This window comes from Marinobacter sp. V34 (assembly GCF_055524115.1).
On record NZ_JBUPZY010000011.1, the window covers coordinates 17,493 to 37,924 of the forward strand.

17 protein-coding genes are annotated in these 20,432 nt (G+C 56.3%); 9 read left to right on the top strand and 8 right to left on the bottom strand.

The window, feature by feature from the left end:
* Positions 1–26: 26 nt before the first annotated feature.
* The 3 genes from AC0B60_RS16810 (at position 27) to AC0B60_RS16820 (ending at position 2,648) form a co-directional block, all read left to right on the top strand.
* Positions 27–593 (top strand): TetR/AcrR family transcriptional regulator, encoded by a 567-nt coding sequence (locus tag AC0B60_RS16810; protein WP_014422282.1) that lies wholly within the window; start codon positions 27–29, stop codon positions 591–593.
* Positions 594–671: 78 nt separating this feature from the next.
* On the top strand, positions 672–1,478 hold the full coding sequence (locus AC0B60_RS16815) for a dienelactone hydrolase family protein (RefSeq protein WP_008170335.1): 807 nt from the start codon (positions 672–674) through the stop codon (positions 1,476–1,478).
* Between the two features lie 84 nt (positions 1,479–1,562).
* A complete protein-coding gene (locus AC0B60_RS16820) occupies positions 1,563–2,648 on the top strand; it encodes an aldo/keto reductase (RefSeq protein WP_041654908.1) in 1,086 nt (361 codons plus the stop codon).
* A gap of 281 nt (positions 2,649–2,929) precedes the next feature.
* Here AC0B60_RS16820 and AC0B60_RS16825 read toward each other — a convergent pair whose 3' ends face one another.
* From AC0B60_RS16825 to AC0B60_RS16845, 5 genes are read right to left on the bottom strand one after another with little or no spacing between them, the layout of a single operon-like run.
* On the bottom strand, positions 2,930–5,968 hold the full coding sequence (locus AC0B60_RS16825) for an efflux RND transporter permease subunit (RefSeq protein ID WP_014422284.1): 3,039 nt from the start codon (positions 5,966–5,968) through the stop codon (positions 2,930–2,932).
* Positions 5,965–7,017: an efflux RND transporter periplasmic adaptor subunit gene (locus AC0B60_RS16830; protein ID WP_041654911.1), complete on the bottom strand. Its 1,053-nt coding sequence runs from the start codon at positions 7,015–7,017 to the stop codon at positions 5,965–5,967. Before AC0B60_RS16830 ends, AC0B60_RS16825 begins: the two co-directional genes overlap by 4 nt.
* Positions 7,018–7,054: 37 nt before the next feature.
* Entirely contained in the window at positions 7,055–7,957 is a 903-nt protein-coding gene (locus AC0B60_RS16835) for an alpha/beta fold hydrolase (protein ID WP_014422286.1), read from the bottom strand.
* Positions 7,947–8,438 carry a PaaI family thioesterase gene (locus AC0B60_RS16840; protein WP_014422287.1) on the bottom strand — a complete coding sequence of 164 codons (492 nt, stop codon included), beginning with the start codon at positions 8,436–8,438 and terminating at the stop codon, positions 7,947–7,949. The genes AC0B60_RS16835 and AC0B60_RS16840 overlap by 11 nt, the downstream gene beginning before the upstream one ends.
* Positions 8,435–8,920 carry a PaaI family thioesterase gene (locus tag AC0B60_RS16845; protein WP_014422288.1) on the bottom strand — a complete coding sequence of 162 codons (486 nt, stop codon included), beginning with the start codon at positions 8,918–8,920 and terminating at the stop codon, positions 8,435–8,437. Before AC0B60_RS16845 ends, AC0B60_RS16840 begins: the two co-directional genes overlap by 4 nt.
* Positions 8,921–9,178: 258 nt before the next feature.
* Here AC0B60_RS16845 and AC0B60_RS16850 point away from each other — a divergent pair, with 258 nt between their 5' ends.
* Positions 9,179–9,793: a TetR/AcrR family transcriptional regulator gene (locus AC0B60_RS16850; protein ID WP_014422289.1), complete on the top strand. Its 615-nt coding sequence runs from the start codon at positions 9,179–9,181 to the stop codon at positions 9,791–9,793.
* A gap of 45 nt (positions 9,794–9,838) precedes the next feature.
* Here the strand turns inward: AC0B60_RS16850 and AC0B60_RS16855 are convergent, their stop codons facing one another.
* Positions 9,839–10,906: an AraC family transcriptional regulator gene (locus tag AC0B60_RS16855; RefSeq protein ID WP_014422290.1), complete on the bottom strand. Its 1,068-nt coding sequence runs from the start codon at positions 10,904–10,906 to the stop codon at positions 9,839–9,841.
* A gap of 129 nt (positions 10,907–11,035) precedes the next feature.
* Between AC0B60_RS16855 and AC0B60_RS16860 the strand changes: the two genes are divergently transcribed.
* From AC0B60_RS16860 to AC0B60_RS16880, 5 genes are all read left to right on the top strand, one after another.
* The gene (locus AC0B60_RS16860) at positions 11,036–11,356 is read left to right on the top strand and encodes a 2Fe-2S iron-sulfur cluster-binding protein (RefSeq protein WP_008170311.1); all 321 of its coding nucleotides are present in this window, start codon (positions 11,036–11,038) and stop codon (positions 11,354–11,356) included.
* A 14-nt stretch (positions 11,357–11,370) separates the two neighbouring features.
* Positions 11,371–12,783, top strand: coding sequence for a cytochrome P450 (locus AC0B60_RS16865; protein WP_041654913.1), 1,413 nt, complete (start codon positions 11,371–11,373; stop codon positions 12,781–12,783).
* Between the two features lie 17 nt (positions 12,784–12,800).
* A complete protein-coding gene (locus AC0B60_RS16870; protein WP_225316732.1) occupies positions 12,801–14,438 on the top strand; it encodes a GMC family oxidoreductase in 1,638 nt (545 codons plus the stop codon).
* 88 nt (positions 14,439–14,526) lie between these two features.
* Positions 14,527–15,777: an NAD(P)/FAD-dependent oxidoreductase gene (locus AC0B60_RS16875; RefSeq protein WP_041654915.1), complete on the top strand. Its 1,251-nt coding sequence runs from the start codon at positions 14,527–14,529 to the stop codon at positions 15,775–15,777.
* Between the two features lie 286 nt (positions 15,778–16,063).
* Positions 16,064–17,089 carry an IS110 family RNA-guided transposase gene (locus tag AC0B60_RS16880; protein ID WP_008170306.1) on the top strand — a complete coding sequence of 342 codons (1,026 nt, stop codon included), beginning with the start codon at positions 16,064–16,066 and terminating at the stop codon, positions 17,087–17,089.
* Positions 17,090–17,986: 897 nt separating this feature from the next.
* Here AC0B60_RS16880 and AC0B60_RS16885 read toward each other — a convergent pair.
* The gene (locus tag AC0B60_RS16885; RefSeq protein ID WP_008170303.1) at positions 17,987–18,658 is read right to left on the bottom strand and encodes an OmpW/AlkL family protein; all 672 of its coding nucleotides are present in this window, start codon (positions 18,656–18,658) and stop codon (positions 17,987–17,989) included.
* 84 nt (positions 18,659–18,742) lie between these two features.
* On the bottom strand, positions 18,743–20,428 hold the full coding sequence (locus tag AC0B60_RS16890) for a long-chain fatty acid--CoA ligase (RefSeq protein ID WP_227716479.1): 1,686 nt from the start codon (positions 20,426–20,428) through the stop codon (positions 18,743–18,745).
* Positions 20,429–20,432 lie beyond the last annotated feature (4 nt).

Genomic DNA, 20,432 nt, shown 5'->3' on the forward strand with positions numbered 1-20,432 from the left:
TTGAAAAGGCAGACAGGTGAACAACCATGAACCGTGATACCAGAACAGCCCTGATGGATCTTGCCGAGCACACCGTCCGGTCACGGGGCTTTGACGGGTTCAGCTACGCGGATCTGGCCGAGGCCATCGGCATTCGAAAGGCCTCGATCCATTATCATTTCCCCACCAAGGCGAAGCTCTCCGAAGCCTTGATCGAGCGCTATCAGACCAGTCTGCAGCAGGGTCTGACCGAGATAGACGCAGCCCATGCCAGCGCTGGCGCGCGCCTCAAGGCACTCATTGCCCTGTACCGCGGGGCGTTGCATGATGGCCAGACCGTGTGTCTGTGCGTTGCCTTTTCGACCTGCCGCGAAAGCCTGTCCGACACCGTTATTGCCAGAGTCGGCGCCGTTCGCGCAATGGTTCTGCAGTGGATTACGGCAACGTTTGAACTGGGACAAAGGGATGGATCCGTCTCGGCCATCCTGGGTGCCGCCGATGAAGCGCAGGCGACCCTGGCGATGCTGGAAGGGGCCCACCTTGCCGCGCGCACCGAAGAAGACCTCGCCGTGTTTGATGCCGCAACGCGACTGCTGCGCGCCCGCTGCCAGTAACGACGGGACAGGAATCGCGCTTTGATGTACAGAATCGCTACGCAAATTGACTCATAACGAGCGAAAAGGAGCAAACAGATGATGAGCACCCTGAAAACAGCACTGGCAGCAGCCACGCTGTCACTCACTGTTGCAAGTACGCAGGTACTGGCAGAAACGCAAACCAGAACCATCGAGTATCAAGTCGGCGACGAGACCTTCACCGGCTACATGGCCTGGGATGATGAATTCGGGCAAAAGCGTCCGGGGGTTCTGGTGGTCCATGAATGGTGGGGGCACAATGAATTTGCCCGGAATCAGGCAGAACGACTTGCCTCGGCCGGCTATACGGCGTTTGCGCTGGATATGTATGGCTCTGGCAAACAAGCCGACCATCCCGATACCGCCCAGAAGTTCATGCAGGAAGCCACTCGGGACATGAGTCAGGTCAAGGCGCGCTTCATGAAGGCGATGGACATCCTGAAGAACCACGAAAGTGTTGATGCGTCCCGAATTGCGGCACAGGGTTATTGTTTTGGCGGCGCCGTGGTTCTCAACATGGCGCGCATGGGCGTCGATCTGGACGGCGTTGTCAGCTTCCACGGCGCGCTCGGCAGCCCCCTCACGGCTGAACCCGAGTCCGTGAAAGCCAGGATCCAGGTGTACACCGGCGGTGCCGACAAGCTGGTCCCCTCGGATCAGGTCGCGGGCCTGGTCAAGGAGATGCAGGATGCCGAAGTCGACCTGACACTGGTGAGCTTTCCCGGAGTACTGCACTCATTCACCAACCCAGGCGCCGACAAGATCGCCGAGGAGTTCGGCATGCCGGTTGGTTATGATGAAGAGGCTGCCAGCCGTTCCTGGGATGGCACCATGCGTTTCTACAAGGCCATCTTCACCCAGTAACACAAGCGAGTGCAAACAAACCGAAACCGGCAGTATTTACAGTGAATTCTGGAACACCAACCGAAAAGCATGATGAGGTGCAACATGGCAACTGAGAGTTTACCACTGTTCGATGGAGACAATCGTCCAGGCTACAAGTCGCTGGGCAACTCGGGGCTGTTCGTATCCGAACTGTGCCTGGGCACCATGACCTTCGGCGGCGATGAGGACATCTGGGGCCTGATCGGCCAGTTGCAGCAGGAACAGGCCGACGAACTCGTGAAGATCGCCCTGGAGGCGGGGGTCAACTTTATCGATACCGCCAACATCTATGGTTTCGGCGCCAGTGAGCGCATCGTCGGCCAGTCCCTGAAGAATCTCGGCGTTCGCCGCGAAGATGTGGTGCTGGCGACCAAGGTGCTCGGCCCCATGGGCGCAAGCCCCAATGCCCGTGGTGCTTCCCGCGGCCATATAATGAGCGAATGCAAGGCGAGCCTGGCGCGCCTGCAAACGGATTATATTGACCTGTACCAGATCCACGGTTTTGACCCGGCCACGCCGATCGAGGAAACTCTGGAGGCACTGAACACCCTGGTGCAGCAAGGCCATGTGCGTTACGTGGGCCTGTCCAACTGGGCCGCCTGGCAAGTGATGAAAGCCATCGGCATCACCCGGGCCCGCAACCTGTGCCCGATCATATCCATGCAAGCCTACTACACCCTCGTAGGTCGCGATCTGGAGCGGGATATTATTCCGATGCTGAAATCTGAGAACGTTGGTCTGATGGTGTGGAGCCCACTGGCCGGGGGTTACCTGTCCGGTAAATACGAGGGGCCGGACGTTTCCGAAGAAAACCGGCGCGCCAAGTTTGACTTTCCACCCGTCAACCGCGAGCGGGGCAGCGAAGTCATCAAGGTTATGCGGGAGATTGCCGATGGCAAACAGATCGACGGCGAACCGGTCAATGTGGCACAGATTGCCCTGTCATGGCTGCTACACCAGAAGCCTGTGACCAGCATCATCGTTGGCGCCAAGCGGCCCGAGCAGCTCAGGGACAATATCCGCGCGGCCCAAATCCGCTTGTCCGACGATGAACTGGTAGCCCTGGATGAAGTCAGCCGCCTGCCCGAGGAGTACCCGGGCTGGATGATGGCAATGATGGCCGGGTACCGAAACTCTACCGAGTCCTGATTCCAAAACCGACCCAACCCAACCCAACCTTCACATCGTGCTGCGCCCCGACGGCGCAGCCGCTATGCTGGAAAAACCGTTAATGCTGTCAAAACGTAGACGTCCGTGCCTACTGGCCACTTCGACGACTCTCCTGGCTGCTTCAACACCTGACTTTACCGGTTCTGGTGTTGTCGGCAAAACAGGTCGTGTGTAAGGGTTATTTCAGAACTCAATCACCTTCCTGGAAGACTTAAGTGAGTTGTAATTGCTAACAAAATTGGCGCTCATTCAAACCTACCTCAATCTTTTATCTGTAAGCGAAACCAAAGGGCATAAAGCGCCGGGACAAACAATAGCGTGATCAGAGTGCCCACTGCTACGCCACCTATAAGCACATAAGCCAGCGGCCCCCAGAACAGGTCAAAGGTCAGAGGAACAAACGCCAGAACGGCCGCCAGAGCGGTGAGCACCACGGGGCGGGAACGTTGCACTGCCGCCTCGACAACGGCTTCTCTCGCAGCCATCCCCGCTTTGAAGTTGTCCTGCACCTGCTGCGTCAGAATCATGGTGTTTCGCATCAGGATGCCGCCCAGGCCAATCAGCCCCAGCAGCGCGGTAAAGCCAAAGGGTTGATTAAACAGCAGCAGAGCCAGCACAGCCCCAATCAGCCCCAGTGGCGCGGTGGCAAGAACAGTCAATGTGCCGATAAAGGAACGCATCTGAAGCATGATAAAGATCAGCATCAACGCCAACATCACCGGTTGTAATGTCTGGATTGAAGCATTGGCTTTGGCTGATTGTTCCACCGTACCGCCGATTTCAATACGGTAACCCTCCGTCAACTGTTCGCGCAGGCCCGTCATCGCACTCCATATCTCCTTGGTAACATCCGGTGGCTGGGCACCTTCTACATCGGCCTGAACGGCCAGGAAGGGGTCACGGTTGTAACGCTTTATGACGGGGTCCTCGTAACGAACCTGCCACTTGCCCAGTTGCTGTACGGAAAGTTTGCGGTCGTCGCGGGTTTTGATTTCAAGATCTTCCGGCATGATCACTTCGCCACGGGCATTACGCGCCACCAGTTGAACACTCCTTATGCCCTGACGTAGTTCGGTGACGGCCACTCCGCGGAGTTGGAACTGCAGTTGCCGGGCAACTTCCGCCGGGGTCAGGCCCATCCAACCCAGGTTTTGCGGGTCCATATCAAGATAGAGAGTGGGCACGCGCTCATCCCATTCGAGATGCGGCATGACGATATTCGGATGCCCGGTCATGAGAGTGCGGATCTGGTGCGCGATCTCTCTGAGTTGATCGGATTCCGGACCCAGCACACGAAAACTGACCGGCCAGACCACCGGGGGACCGTACAGCAAACGCGTCACCCGCACTCGTGCCTCCGGAAATTCACCCGCCGCGATTCTGGTTTCCAGCGCCGAGATGATGCGATCGCGCCCTTCAACGTCCTGCCCAATGGCAATCAACTTGGCAAATGCCGGGTCCGGCTGCTCGGGGTTGGCCGATACGAAGAATCGGGGCGCACCGGCACCGATGTAAGCAGAAAGGCTTTTCACCTCCGGCATGTCCATCAGAATCGCTTCCAGGCGTCTGACACTTTGATCCGTGGTGGCAATAGCGCTCCCCTGCGGAGCATAGACACTGATCAGAACTTCGGGGCGATCAGAACTGGGAAAAAATTGCTTCTGCACCTGGGTTGCCATACCGAAAGCACTGATCGCCAGCAAACCCACTGTTATCAAAACAACGGTTTTCCGGTACTGTACACACGCTGTGATCACCCCGCGCAACCGCTGATAAAACGCGCTTTGGTATAGGTCCTGGCCCGTATGCCCGGTGTAATCGGGCAAGAGCTTGACGCCCAGATAAGGCGTAAAGGTTACCGCCACCACCCAGGAAATCAACAACGAAAAAGCCAGCACCCAGAAGATGTTGCCGGTGTATTCTCCCACCCCGGACTGGGCAAATCCGATGGGAACAAATCCGGCCACCGTCACCAGCGTTCCAAACAGCATGGGCGCGGCGGTTACGCTCCAGGCATGACTGGCTGCCCGTACCCGGTCCCAGCCGCTCTCCATCTTCACAATCATCATTTCAATGGCGATGATCGCATCGTCCACTAACAGGCCTAGTGCGATAATCAACGCACCCAGGGTGATGCGATCAAGGTTAATGCCTGCCATTTTCATCAATAAGAAAGTCAGGCCGAGAGTCACGGGAATCGCAATACCCACCACCAAACCCGCGCGCAGACCGATCGCCAGTATGCTGACCCCCATCACCACGACCAACGCAACCAGAAACTTGACCTGAAAAAGATCAACCGCCTGAGTGATGGCTTCCGCCTGATCGGTCAGGGTCTGTATTGACATTCCCAGCGGCAGCCTGCCCTGTTCGGCACTGACAAACTCGCGCAGCCGCTCACCAAACTCCAGGCCATTTTCACCCGCGCGCATGACGACACCTAACAGGATCGCATCCTCACCGTTGGAGCGGACGATGTAGCTCAAAGGATCTTCATAACCTAAACGCACCTCGGCCAGATCAGACACGGTGATAAGCTGGTCTCCGATACGCAGAGGTACTGAGGTGAGGCGCTCAAGGTCAGACAGGTCGATGTTGCTGCGGACATAAACCCGCGGGCCGGCAAGATCAACAAAGCCAAGAGGCTGAAGACGGTTGTTGGCCTCTATCGCCTGCAACACCTCTTCTGCCGACAAACCGAGGTTGTTGAGCCGGTCCTGATCAAATTCGAGATACACCCGCTCAGGACGCTCCGCCAGGAGCTGTGCTTTTTGCAAGCCGGGCAGCCGTTGCAAGCGATCCCGTATCGATTCTGCCTCTCGGGTCAGTTCACGCATTGGCATCCCGGGTGCCGTCAGCGCCAGCAGGGAGAAATACACATCCGCGAAATCATCGTTGACGATGGGGCCGATCACACCCCGGGGCAGATTGGGCTTCTCATCGAGCATGCGTTTGCGGACTTGATAAAAGAGGTCCGGCACTTTTTCGCTGGGCGTCGAATCCTGGAATCGGATAAGCATGGCGGCCTGCCCGGGCCGAATGGTTGTTTCAATGGTATCGGTATACGCCACCTCCTGAATTTGCTTTTCCAGACGATCCACGACCTGATTCTGCAGCACCTCGGGGGTTGCTCCTGGCCAGGCTACCGAGACCACCATCGCCCGGACGGTGAACGCAGGGTCTTCCGCCCGACCCAGGGACGAGAACGCGTAGAAACCGGTAACAACGGACAGCAAAAGAAAAAAGAGGGTGACCGAACGCTCGCGCACTGCCAGCGCGGAAAGATTCGGTAAGCTCATTGAGCCAGCTCCCGCACCGCCATGCCAGGCGTGAGTAGGTGTGTCCCCAGCGCGACGATGGGCGTTCCCGCCTTGATGTCGACCTTGATCTTCGCATACTCCTCACCCAGATCGATAACATCGACCGCCAGGGGCGTTACCGTGCCGTCGGAAACCAACCAGATCTGCGGCGTTTGCCCTCTCTCATCCAGGGCACCCAGCGGTACGCGATGGCTGGGGGCGGTTTGCTTCTGCGCTAACCGCACACTCACCACCGACCCCAGGGTTAAAGACGAGGGGTAGGGCCCCTCCAGGCTGTATCGGGCACGCCAGCTCCGGCTTGCGCGGTCGGCAGCCCCGGCAATTTCTCTCAGGCTTACAGCTAGCTGTTCGCCATTGGGCAAAGGAACATAACCACGCCTGGCCGGGTTACTGCCCTCTGGTAAAAAAACTTCCACTTCCAGCGATTGATCTTCGGCCAGAACGGCAAGGGTTTGTCCGACACCCACAACCTGACCGGGTTCAACGTTGACCTCAGTGACCACGCCTGCATGGGCGGCTTTCAGTTCCGCATACCCCAGGGCATTCTGAGCCTGCTGATTGCGTGCAGAAGCCGTTTGCACCTGGCTGCGCGCCTCACGCTCTGCCAATTCAAGGCGTTGCAGGGTTTGTTCGCTGACAAACTGACGCCCCACAAGTTGCTGTTGGCGCTGGAGCTCATTGGTGGTAATTGCCAGGGCCGCTTCTGCACGCTTCAGATCCGCGGCGGCTCCCTCCGCCGTTGCTACAAGGTCTCGTGTATCGAGTTTGAACAGTAAGTCGCCTTTTTCCACGCGTTGACCGGCATCAATGTAACGATGTTGAATCCGACCGGCGATCTGAAAGGCCTGAGGAACTTCGTGGCGGCCTCGCAGGGTTCCTGAAAATCTGTGCGCTGTTGGGCCGGCGTCCTTTAGTTCAACTGTTTTTACCCAGGGGATAGGGGCGCGGGCCTCTGGGGGCGGTTCCGAAGACTGCTGACAACCAGACAGAATGAGCAGCGAGATAAACAGTGTCAGCATACAGCGCATGGCAGGTGTCCCGATTGGCAAAATCAAGGTGTGGGTATCAGTTCTCGCGGTGTCTGGACAAAGCAAGTTGCAGGATGGCATCGCGAACGGCTTCCTTCTGTTCCATGGGCAGAAAATGAGTCGTACCCTCAAGAACCCTCACGTCAGCCGAGGGCAACAAGGTCTGCAGACGTTTTTGCGCCGCCGGCGAGAAGGTTGACCCGCGTTCCGCCGCCAGCGCGATAACCGGGCACCGCAACTGACGAATACCGGGCCAGGGGTTGTGTTCGGTATGGGCAAAGGTGGTGCTCTCCCACTCCGGCGCACACGCCAGGCGAACTTGATCGTCCTGCGGCAGAAAAGCGTGTTGGATGTAGGCCTCCAGCCATGCATCGGGCCAGGTCTTGAAGCCACCGCGGCCCCGATAGTTGTCCAGCGCAGCAGCGTGCGAGTCGAATACCCGGCGCCGACGGGCGGCTCCGGCGGCCAGTGACAACCGATGTGACTGGCGTAGCAGCTTGGCCAGCCACAACTTCAGGCCCTGCCCCGGATCCATGATCACCGGTTCCGCCAGAATCAGGCCCAGCACTTTGTCTGGCCGTCGGGCAGCGGCCATGATGCTGGTGGTGGCACCGATAGAATGGCCGGCGAGCCAGACCGGCTCGTCCAGGCTACCCAGCAGAGCGGTCATGTCGCGATAGTAGGTTTCCCAGCCCCGGAATGTCGAAAAGTTCGCCGCACCGGCGCTGGCCCCGTGCCCCCGCATGTCCCAGGCCAGGACATTGACGTCCGTGGCAAGCCCATCAAGGAGGGGGCGGTACAGGCGGCCATGGAAACCCGTTGCATGCGCCCAGTGCACCGTGGGGCGCGCTTTGGATTGCGGCCAGCGCCACAGTGCGATCTCCGCGCCATCCGGCGCCTGGAATTGGTCGCGTTCAGGGTTGTTGTGCTTATTGTTCATGAAGATCTGCTTCTTTGGCCGCCACTGTCGGGAGCAACAACTGAACCTGACCGCTGGCGATCGGTTTGCGCTTATCGCCCTGCCAGCAGGTCACCCGGACCAGGCTGCTCCGCCTGCCTTGTCGAACAATTTCGGCGCTGGCGAACGTCGATCGGGCCTGCGCGGAACGGAGGTAGTTAATGTGGCTGTCGAGAATGCGTGGGCAACGTTTGTCGGTATCCTGGCTTTGCGCAGCGACCCGCGCGGTGAGTTCGATCAGGGCGCCAAGCACGCCGCCATGGAGGGCGGGTAGCATAAAGTTGCCAATGAGCGCTTCACGACACGGCATATGAACCACTAGACCTACATCGTCGCGTTGAACCTCAAGCCCAAGGTGCCGTGCGTAGGGAATGCGCTCCAGCAGAGCCTGCCAGTCGGAACATTCTTTCCCGCTTTCGGTAGGGCCTGAGATGGGTTGTGCCGAATCGCCAGTCGTGCTCATGCGCCCTCCTTTTTTCGTCCACCGGCCTGGAATCGCTGGCCCTGGGTGTTGCGCATGAAGGTGGCGTTTGCCGTCGCTAACAGTGCACTATCGCTCTCGCTGAGGATGTCGCAATGGATGAACGCGACCTCGTCCGTTAAATGACGACAGGTGGCCACCGCCAAGAGGGCACGGTCGCCGATGGCGGGCCGCAGATAATCCATGCGCAGATCCAGCGTGGCAATGGGCATCAACTCCAGGGCCCCCGCGAATACCGCCAAGCCTCCGGCGGAGTCGGCCAGCGAGTAGAGCACGCTGGTGCAGATTTCTTTTGTATCCTCTTCGGCGAACATCCACGGCTGTGGGGTCAGGCGCATGCAGACCTGGTTTCCGTTCACAGAGACAACCTGCATACCCAGATCCCTGCCGTGGGGAACCTGTTCGGTGAACTGCCACGCCGTCGTCACAGCGTCACTGTGCTGAGCTCTGTTCGACTCCGTCATCAGATCTGCCCACCCCGGTTTGCATTTCGCACAGGGGCGGAAGTGGCGGGAAACAGCTGATTGTCATATGTCATTGCCATGTCAGTTTCTTCCGAATAACATTGTTGCTGGATTTTGGTTGGTTAACCAACCAAAAGTCAAGAATCTGTTGAGGCAAATGGCACGCCACCCGTGCAATGGCGTACGATCAGTGTAACAAGTCAGGTGGTGGCCGCTCTGATGAATAACGAACTGGCTTGCTGAGGAGATACTTAAGCGATGGTTAACAGACAGATGGCTCCTCCAAGCAAACTGGGCGACCAGGGCGACGTTTTGTCTAACGCAGCCAGGCTTTTTCGTGAGAAAGGCTTTGAAAGGACGTCGCTCAAGGAGATTGCCGAGGCCTGCAATATGCTGCCCGGAAGTCTGTATTATCGTTACAACAGCAAGGAAGCGCTGCTTGTCGAGCTGATGCGCCGGGGGGTGGACCTGGTTACCGCAGAGGTCGAGTCGGCTTACGCCAGTTCGGATGACCCGGTTGAGCGTTTACGTCTTTGTATCAACGCGCATCTGCGAGCCCTGTTGGTCGATTCGGACGCGGTTTACGTGCTGCTGTTTGAATGGCGGGCGCTGGGCCCGGAGGCTCGCGAGGAAATCATCGAACTGCGTGACCAGTACGAGTCCCTGTGGGCCGGTATCCTCGAAACAATGATTGCGCAGGGCGTGGTCCGCAAGAATATTGATGGCCGCCTGCTTCGCCTGATCGGCCTTGGGGCGCTCAACTGGGTTGCAACCTGGTTCGACCCGAACGGGGCTCATTCACTCGACACCATTGGCGACTTGATCTGGCAGATCGCTATGGACGGTGTGATCAATAAAGGGGGGCAGGCATAGGTTCTGGCTTCACAAACGCAAGCAAGTAGCCTCTGTTTATGATCGCTAATCATGCGGATGCACGGTTTGTGATCTGACATTTTGCCTGAACTGCTCAGGCGACTGGTCAAACCAGCGCTTGAAGGCGCGTCTGAAATTGGCACTGTCGTGATAGTTCATCAACGCGGCAATGGCCTCGATTGACAGCTGGCTGTCACGCAAGTAGGTCGCTGTCTGCTGGGACAGAATCTCGTCGCGAACTTTCCGAAAACCGCTGCGTTCCTGTTTGAGTTTGCGTGCCAGGGTGCGTTTGCTCATGAACAACGAGGCTGCTGCTTCGTCTTCACTGAGCGTTCCGGGCGGTCGGGACAACATCATCATCTTCAGCTGGGTCTGATAGCTCGGTTTATCCGACTGAAGTTGCGCAAGCATCGATTCACACTGTTGCAAGGCCAGACGATAGTTTTCGTGATTGGCGGAGGCATTCGGTTCCTGACACAACGACATCGGCAACGTAAGTTTTAACTGGTCGCAATCAAAGCGAATCTGCCCGGGCAAAAAATCGGCATACATTGCCTGATACGGGGGTTCAGGATGAGCGAAGCATATTTCAGCCTCATGCAAAGGGCGACCAATTATAAACTCGCCAAATTCAAAAAGGGCCTTAACCATCGCATCCGACAGGCACCGCTGTATGTCATCGTCCAGCGACTCCTGGTAGTCCAGAATACATTCCAGGCGCTCGTTGACTTGCCGCAAATGCAGTTGGATGAAGCTCGCGCGCGTGGGCAGAAAAGTATGAATCGCTTGCAGCGCAGTGAGAAAGTCGGGGCTGCTGTAGGCCACGAATCCCATCGCACCATGGGTTGCCGGGGTCAGTCGCTTGCCTAGCCATAACCCTAATTCCGGCTGGCCGGACAAATCCAGTGCGTTGCGCAGAATCCGCACCTGCTGCGCTGCGGTAAGCAGGCTTTCCTCGCTCAGGAATTGCGTCACACCAAGCCCGGTGCCGAGCAGCAGACGTGGCAGTTGTTTGGCTGTTAAATCGAGCTCACGTGCAATGAGCCGTGAGTAATTCGATGGAATACCGGGACCGGATTTTTGCAAATCACCCGTCTTCTGCGTCGTCATCATCGATCTTCCCCGTCCTAAATGATCGTCATTTTGTCTTTAAATGACCTCAGCTTGTCAAGAAATGACCTGACAGGAGTGTCGTCAGACAGACAATATCTATTACTGAACACTACTGGCAGGAGAACAATAATGGGCAAGATTACTTTTATAGAACATGATCAAACTGAACATGTTGCTGAATTCAAAGCTGGTTCCTCGGTAATGCAAATCGCCGTTGACAATCTGATTCCCGGTATTGACGGGGATTGTGGGGGAGAGTGTGCCTGTGGTACCTGCCACGTGATCGTCTCGGACGATTGGTTCAGAAAGACAGGTACGCCTGGTGGTGAGGAAGAGCAAATGCTGTCAATGACCCCGGAGCGGGCAAGCACTTCGCGCCTGGGCTGCCAGGTGGTCATTACTGATGAAATGGACGGCATGACCGTGCATTTACCCGAGTTCCAGATGTGAACATAGGAGGACGCATGCCAACACTGTCCAAAACATTTGACGACATTCAGTCCCGAGTGATTAATGCTACCTCCAGGGTGGTGCCGATGCACAGGCAGATCCAGGGGCTGAAACTGTTAATGGGCGCCAAGAAGAAGGCCTTCGGCCCACGCCGGCCCGTGCCCGAATTTGTTGAATCAGCCATCCCGGACGTTAACACGCTGGCCCTTGAGGACATCGATGTCAGCAATCCGTTTTTATATCGGCAGGATCAGTGGCGCGCCTATTTCAAACGGTTGCGTGATGAGGCTCCGGTCCATTACCAGAAGAACAGCCCCTTCGGCCCCTTCTGGTCGGTGACTCGCTTTGAAGACATCATGTTCGTGGATAAGAGTCACGACCTGTTTTCCGCCGAGCCGCAAATCATTCTGGGTGACCCTCCAGAGGGGCTGTCGGTGGAAATGTTCATAGCCATGGATCCGCCAAAACACGATGTGCAGCGCAGCTCGGTTCAAGGCGTGGTGGCACCAAAGAACCTGAAGGAAATGGAGGAGCTGATCCGATCGCGTACCGGCGATGTGCTTGACAGCCTGCCTCTGGGCCAGCCCTTCAACTGGGTGCCCACTGTATCGAAGGAACTCACCGGTCGCATGCTCGCAACCCTTCTGGATTTTCCTTACGAGGAACGTCACAAGCTGGTTGAGTGGTCGGATCGGATGGCCGGGGCAGCATCGGCAACCGGCGGCGAGTATGCCGATGAAGAGATCATGTTTGACGACGCGGCTGACATGGCCTGGTCCTTCTCCAGGCTCTGGAGGGATAAGGAAGCGCGCCGCGCGGCGGGCGAAGAGCCCGGTTTCGATTTGATCAGCCTGCTACAGAGCAACGACGACACCAAAGATCTGATCAATCGCCCGATGGAGTTTATCGGCAATCTGACGCTGCTTATCGTTGGCGGCAATGATACCACTCGCAACTCAATGAGTGGTGGCCTGGTGGCCATGAACGAATTCCCAAAGGAGCTCGAAAAACTGAAGGCAAAACCGGAACTGATTCCGAACATGGTGTCGGAAATCATCCGCTGGCAAACGCCGCTGGCCTATATGCGCCGAGTCGCCAAGCAAGATGTTGAGCTGGGCGGCCAGACCATCAAAAAGGGCGATCGCGTTGTGATGTGGTACGCCTCGGGCAACCGTGACGAGCGCAAGTTCGAAGACCCCGATCACTTCATTATCGATCGCAAGGACGCACGAAACCATATGTCATTTGGCTACGGTGTTCACCGTTGCATGGGCAACCGCCTGGCCGAATTGCAACTGCGTATCCTATGGGAAGAGATTCTCAAACGCTTTGACAAGATCGAAGTCGTCGGCGAGCCGGAGCGCGTGCAGTCCAACTTCGTGCGGGGCTATTCGGAGCTGATGGTCCAGCTGACACCAAAAAGTTAATGAACAGGCTAACCAGGATGACGACCGAACAATTTGACTATGTCGTGGTTGGCGCGGGCTCGGCCGGATGTGCTGTCGCCAGCCGCCTGTCGGAGAGCGGTCGCCATTCTGTGCTGCTGCTTGAAGCCGGTCCGGAGAGCCGCCGCAACCCTTTCGTGAACATGCCGCTGGGTTTCCTGCAGCTAATGTTCAGCCGCCGCTACAACTGGCAGTTCAATACCGAACCGCAGCGTCACATGCACGACCGGGCGCTTTTTCAGCCGCGGGGCAAGATGCTTGGCGGTTCCAGCGGCATGAACGCGCAGGTCTATATTCGCGGGCATGCCCGGGACTACGACGAGTGGGCACGGCTGGGGTGCAAAGGGTGGTCATACGCCGAGGTGTTGCCCTACTTCCGCCGATCGGAACATTTCGAGCCCAAACTTACGCCGAATGAGGCAGAATTTCATGGTCAGGGTGGTCCGCTGAACGTTGCCGAGCGCCGCTATACCAATCCGCTGAGCACGGCGTTTGTCGAGGCGGCGACCCAGGCAAAGTACCGGCTCAATACAGATTTCAACGGCAGTGAGCAGGAGGGCGTGGGCTTCTACTACGCCTACCAGAAAGACGGCACACGCTGTAGCAACGCGCGGGCCTATCTCGAACCCGCCACGGCGCGTTCCAACCTGACGGTTTGCAGCGGCGCGTATGTCACCCGGGTGCTACTCGAAGACACCCGCGCCACCGGTGTCGAATACCGCGATACAAAGGGGCTGACGCAGGTTCGTGCCGGGCGCGAAGTTGTGCTCTGCGGCGGCGCGTTCAACTCGCCGCAACTGCTGATGCTGTCCGGGATCGGTCCGCGGGAGGAGCTGTCCCGGCATGGCATAGAACTGCGCCATGCGTTGGAGGGCGTCGGGCAGAATCTCCAGGATCATATCGACGTGTTCGTGCGCGTCAGCGCCCGCAGCCGCCAAAGCATCTCGATGCATCCGAGCTACTGGCTCAAGGGGCTGTGGGGCGCTTTGACGTATCTGAGCGGTCGGCGGGGCGTGCTGTCGAGCAACGGCGCCGAGGCCGGCGGGTTCATCCGCTCCCGGCCCGAGGAGCCGGTACCCGACCTGCAGCTGCACTTCGCGCCAATGCTGTACGACGATCACGGGCGAGACCTGAAGACCGCGATGAGCGGTTATGGCTACGCGGTGATGATCTACGGGCTTAGGCCGTCGTCGCGCGGGCGCGTCGGTCTGCACAGTGCCGACCCGTTTGCCGCGCCGCTGATCGACCCCAACTACATGGCCGAGTCCGCCGATGTCGAGCGACTGGTGCGCGGTGTCCACCTGGTGCGCAAGATCCTGGCGCAGGCGGCGTTTGCCCCGCACCACGAGGTTGAGGTCTTGCCCGGGCCGGCGCTGCAGAATGACGACGATCTCGCCGCATGGGTACGGCGCAGCGGTGAATCAGCGTACCACCCGGTTGGCACCTGCAAGATGGGTGTTGATCCGATGGCGGTGGTCGATCCGCGCCTGCGCGTGCATGGCCTGCAATGCCTGCGGGTGGTCGATGCCTCCATCATGCCGACGCTGGTCGGCGGAAACACCAATCAGCCGGCAACCATGATCGGCGAGAAAGGTGCCGCGATGATACTTGAGGATGCCGGGGAGATGGTCGGCTGAGCTCCGCGCGCGCGGGCGTCACAGGGCTCAGTTGGCATCTGGACTTCTGATCAATCTGATTCCAAAGAACAGTAGAAAGAGACAGGCTATGGCAAACCAACAGAAAGAGACGACAGTCATCGTTGGCGGCGGGCACGCAGCAGGTGCGCTCCTGACAACCTTGCTGCAAAAGAAATATCAACATGAGGTGGTCCTGGTGGGCGAAGAGCCACATCCACCCTATCAGCGGCCGCCCCTGTCCAAGAACTACCTGGCAGGCGAGGTGGATCAGGAGTCGCTGTACCTCAAGCCGCGCTCGGTGTACGAGAACGCCGGCCATCAGTTGCGGCTCGGTGTACGTGCCGAACAAATTGATCGGGACAACAAGACCATCAGTTTGTCGGACCAGAGCACATTGAAATACGATCGACTGGTCCTGGCCACGGGGTCACACGTTCGACGCCTGAACGCACCCGGGGCTGACTTGAAGGGCATTCATTACCTACATGACATAGCTGACTCGGATGCCCTGCGTGAACAACTGGTTCCGGGGAAACGCTTGGTCATCGTGGGTGGTGGTTACATTGGCCTTGAAGTGGCAGCCAGCGCTACCAAAAAAAGCGTTGATGTCACGGTACTGGAAGCGGCCGAGCGTCTTATGCAGCGTGTAACAGGCCCGGAAATGTCGGAGTTTTTTTACACCAAACACAGTAACGCTGGCGTGGATCTACGCCTGAACACGGCGGTAACCGGTTTCGAAGCTAGCGATCAGGGGCATGTGGCTGGCGTGACATTGGCGAGCGGCGGCACTGTACCGGCCGACATCGTGCTCGTTTCAGTGGGTGTTGTGCCGGAAACCGCGCTGGCTGAGGCCGCCGGCCTGCCCTGTGATGACGGCATTATTGTTGACGAGTTTACCCGCACAGAAGATCCAGCCATCCTGGCGATCGGCGACTGTACCCGCCACCGGAATCTTTTCTTCGAGAAGATGCAGCGCCTTGAATCTGTCGCCAACGCGGTTGATCAGGCCCGGACAGTGGCGGCAACCCTGATGGGCGAGAAGAAACCCTATAATAGCGCTCCATGGTTCTGGTCGAACCAGTATGACGTGCGTCTGCAGATGGTGGGGTTGTCGCAATATCATGATCAGCGTGTGCTGCGCGGAAGCCCGGAAGACAAGGGATTTGCGGTGTTCTATCTCCGCGATGGCTGTGTCATTGCTGTTGATGCGGTCAACCTGCCCATCGCTTTTATGGTCGGCAAGACCCTCGTTCAACAACGCAGGCAGGTCAATCCTGAAATGTTGAAGGATCCGGATATTGAACTGAAGTCCTTGGTGAGCGGTCAGTCCATAAATTGAAATTGACGACCGAGTAGAGCTGTGCCCTTAGTTTGCCCAAAATTGCGAAAGCAATGCACAACTCATACGGCCTATGGATATCATATCCTACGACCGACAGCTTTCAGTGAGCGCAAAGGATGCGTGAGCCACAACCGGCGGAATTTCCCGTAGCCAGACACATTACTGTTGCTCTGGTAAACCGAGAGCACCATAGCGAATGATATGGACTCCCCCTGCTCCCACGGCATCGATGTGCCACATTGAAGGTGTCTGACATCTTCAATCAAAAGCAGGAGGAGTCATCATGAATGTTACAACCATTGGCATCGATCTGGCGAAAACTGTGTTCAGTATTCATGGCACCGATCAACACGGCAAGGTCGTGGTTCGCAAACGACTGAACCGGCCCAAGCTGTTGCCTTATATCGCTCAGCTCCCACCCTGCCTGATTGGCATGGAAGCCTGCTCGGGTGCCCACCATTGGGCTCGGGAAATGACCAAACTCGGCCACGATGTCCGAATCATTGCACCCCGGTTTGTCGCGCCCTATCGCAAGAGCAGCAAGAACGACGACAACGATGCCGAGGCCATCTGTGAGGCAGTAGGTCGGCCGAATATGCGGTTTGTTCCAATCAAGACCGAAGACCAGCAAGCCGTACTGTGCCTGCATCGTATTCGCCGTGGACTGACCAAAGAACGCACCGCGCAGATCAATCAGATTCGTGGGCTGCTGGCCGAGTTCGGACTGATCATTCCCCAGGGCCGTTACGCCGCACGGCGCCGGGTTCCCGAAATCCTGGAGGATGCCGAAAACGACTTACCCATGCTCGCTCGCCGCTTAATCAACAACATCAACCAACGCATTCGACAGCTCGATGAAGAAATCCTGGCTTACGATCGGGAGGTCGAAGCGATGGCCCGGAGCGATGAGCAGGCCAAGCGCCTTATGGCCATACCGGGTATCGGACCACAGACCGCAACAGCCCTGCTGGCCAGTGCGCCTGACCCCAGACAGTTCAAAAGTGGGCGACACTTTGCCGCATGGTTGGGTCTGGTGCCCCGACAATACTCGACCGGTGGCAAGGTGCGACTTGGCCGAATCACCAAGCGCGGGGACAAATACCTGCGAACGCTGCTGATCCATGGCACCCGGGCAGTGATTGCAAAATTACCGGATAAGAATGATCGACTCAGTGACTGGGCCAAAGACCTGGTGGAACGACGTGGATACAAGCGGGCCGCCGTTGCGATGGCGGCCAAGAACGCCCGGATTATATGGGCACTACTCATGAATCAAACCGAGTTTAAGACACAGCCTGTGGAGGGCTAAAACCGAGCACCAACGACAGGCAGAACAAGCCTGCCAGAAGAGTCTTGCAACGGCAAGCGATGACGGAACGGTCAGACCGAGAGTGGGAGAACCTGTTTATTTCTGCGGCTCAGCGAAGCCGACTAACGAATAAGGTCCCCGCTCACACGCATCATCATCCTGGCCCGGGCAAAAACGCCCACAAAGAGGCCGAATGTAGAGCCGCAGTCTCAAACCGCTTCGGATTCAAATGGCGTTGCTTGACCGCAGGGGGAGTCCATGTAGGTGAAATAATTCTCTATATGTCCCACTAATAACCTCACCTTGCAATTACCGACGAAAATATGAACTTGATTTTACCCACAAAGAAAAAGCGAAGTCTCTATCGGCCATTATGGGTAGAGGTTCCGATCACTCAATCCTTCATAAGCAACATCGCCCATTCGGTGTCGACCTCTTGTTTTGGTTCATCTGAGCATATGCTTTTTCATGCGGATGGGTGGTGGCAGCCAAGACAGGGCTTTTCAGACTGCAAGCTTCAAGCGGTGTGTAAATCAAACACAGTAAGATTCCGGCTTATTGATGGTGGACATCAAGAACCGATAGTTACGAGCGGTATTAATGTTAAGACACTTGCTCGATTAAATGAAACTTGCGGGACTACTGAAAAGGTTTTCTATAGTAAGGACGTGCCGGTCCTGATGGCTATATACTACTCGACTAAACGATACGAGACCTTTAAATGATGCATAAGGCTGGGGCTATATACCTAAGGAAGATCTGAATAACCGCTGGTTTTTGCCCCTTTTCCGCAATCTTGGCGGAAAAGGGGCGCATTGGTCTTACGCTGCAGGTTTTTATCAATCAGCAGGTTGCTGAAAGCGACCAGCAAATGCAGACGGTTGGTATACTTGGCATTTAAAAGCGATATGCAACACCGATGCTCACGATAGTGGGGTCCACTTCCACTTTTGCCTGAACAGGGGCCGGGCCCAGGTTACCGGTGATATCCGCCTCGAAGGGTGCATATCTAACGTCAAAATTTGCCGACCAGTTATTGTGTATCCTCCAGCGAAAACCAGCCTGAACCGCAGGGGCCCATGTATCTTCGACGTCGAAGTCGGTTAGTGCGCGATCCTTCTCATCTAAAAAGAGAATCCGTCCTACACCCGCTCCAAAGTACGGAGAGAAGTTGCTACCCGTCAAAACATGATACTGAAGCGAAAGAATTACCGGACCATAATCTGTTTGACCAAGAAAAAGACCGGAGAGAGACTCTTCGCCCTGGAGGTCCGCACTAGCGGGAATGCCGCCAAAAATGTTAAATGCCAGCTGATTACTCAGAAAATACGACACGTCGAATGATACGGTCGTATCGTTGTTAATAGACAGGTTGGAATTTGGAACGGGGGCACTCCCCGCAGAGGCTGATCGCAAATCTTCATCGGTTAGAACTCTAGTGGCATTCAGCCCAACCACCCAGTCGCCTCTACTGTAAACCGGCTCAGATTGAGCGTTGGCCAGGCTCGCAGCAAGTGAAAGTAAAAGGAACGCCACTAACGAGACTTTACTAATTATTTTAGGTTTCATTTTTTATTATCCTTTTTGGTATTAAAACAAATTGGCTTTAGGTAAAACTGCAATTTTTCGTAACACAAATGCCACTCATTGAAGCTAGCTTGCCGGTTTATTGACTAATACTTCCCCATACTCAGAACGCAGCTTGTTTTTTAATACTTTCCCAGTGGCATTGCGTGGCAATCCTTCCACAAAGATCGCGCGATCCGGGATCTGCCACTTGGCGACTTTCCCTTGATAATGAGCAAGAAGTTCCTCCTCAGTAATATTTGCGTCGGGTATTTTTACTGCCAACAGGATCGGTCGTTCGTCCCATTTATCATGGGAGGCCGCCACTACGGCAGCTTCATTGATGGCAGAATGGCCCATTGCGATTCCCTCCAATTCGACTGTAGATATCCATTCACCACCAGATTTAATAATATCTTTTGAGCGGTCACGTATTGTCATAAATCCATCATCATTGATCGAAGCAACATCACCTGTCTCGAACCAACCGTCTTCCTCAAGAGTCTGATTTGGTTCAACACCGAAGTAATCGGCTACCACCCAATGACCACGGATGCGGAGATTTCCCTGAGCAATGCCATCTTCGGGCAGTTGATGGCCGTCTTCACCCACAATTTTGAGCTGCACCCCGTAGGGAGGCCGTCCCTGGCTTTCACGGATTTTGTTTCTTCCTTCCTCCGAAAGAGTATTGTGTTTCGACAGCAGTGCATTGACGGTTCCGATCGGTGATGTTTCTGTCATTCCCCATGCATGGACAACTTCTACGCCATACTTACCACGAAACTCCGACATCATTGAGGGCGGACAAGCGCTACCCCCTATCACCGTCCGTTTAAGCGACTGTGCCGAGGAGCCAAGCTCGTCCAAAGCCGAGAGAAGTCCCTGCCAAATCGTAGGCACACCCAGCGCAATCGTTACGCTTTCTGAATCGATCAGCTTGACCAAACTTTGCCCATCCAGGCCAGGACCAGGCAACACCAGTTTGGCTCCAACCATCGCCGTAATGTAGGGTACCCCCCACGCATTTACGTGAAACATAGGAACAACCGGCATCACCACATCCCGTGCCGATAAATTCAGTGCGTCGGGTTGAGCAGCTACCAGCGCGTGCAGAACGGTGGAGCGGTGTGAATAGAGCACCCCTTTGGGATTTCCAGTGGTGCCCGATGTATAGCAGAGGCTTGAAGCCTGGTTTTCGGCGATTTCAGGCCAATTCGCGTTAGGCGTTCCTCGCTGGAGAAACTCTTCATAAAACAACAATCCTGGAAATTGCGCTGCAATTTCTTCGTCCGGTTCGGACATCAATACAAATTCCTCAACCGTCTCCAGTCGGTCTCGGATATTTGAAACAATGGGAAGGAACGTTTTGTCAAAGAATATGACTTTGTCTTGAGCATTGTTGATAACGTAAACGAGTTGTTCTGGAAACAGTCGCGGGTTAATAGTGTGACACACCATCCCGCCACCAGAGATGCCAAGATAACATTCCAGGTGCCCCACGTTATTCCAACAAATGGTCGCGCACCGATCCCCCTGGACATAGCCTGCCGTTCGAAGCGCTGACGCAAGTTGTCGCGACCGCTCCGAAACAGTTGCCCAGTCAGATCGACTGGGATTTCCATCCGTTCCTATCGACACAATCTCAGCGTCTCCATGGTAGCGAGCAGCATGGTCGATCAAGGAATTCACGGTGAGCTCCATGTTCATCATTTGGCCAAGCACGTTTATCTCCTGTCGTTTTTGTAGTTGGTTGACGCGAGTATCTGGCGTCATTAAG